Origin of the sequence: Pseudomonas sp. 2822-17 (genome assembly GCF_002742485.1) — a bacterium.
Lineage (GTDB): Bacteria > Pseudomonadota > Gammaproteobacteria > Pseudomonadales > Pseudomonadaceae > Aquipseudomonas > Aquipseudomonas cyclaminis.
The window spans coordinates 1-273 of sequence record NZ_LJRZ01000918.1 but is presented as its reverse complement, the minus strand read 5'-3'; the positions used below and the strand labels follow the sequence as shown (position 1 = coordinate 273).

The window sequence follows — 273 nt, the reverse complement described above, 5'->3', positions numbered from 1 at the left end:
AATGTAACGGTGAGAAAACGATTAATTTATGCATTAAGTGTTGGACTAGTTGTTTTTATAGTTATGATTGTACGGTTAGGTTTTGTTCAAATTGTTATGGGGGATGAAATCTCAGATAGGGCAGAGGACCTGTGGAGTCGTAATATTCCCTTTGAGGCAAAGCGGGGAGAAATTCTTGATAGAAATGGTGTTCCGTTAGCTACTAATATTAGTGCTCCATCAGTTTTAGTAGTCCCTAGACAAATTAGTAATCCAGCATCCGTTGCTGAAAAA

General features: G+C 37.7%; 1 pseudogene. It reads left to right on the top strand.

Going from position 1 to position 273, the window contains the following annotated elements:
- Positions 1–273: pseudogene (locus AOA60_RS29700) on the top strand (hypothetical protein); the annotation flags it as partial.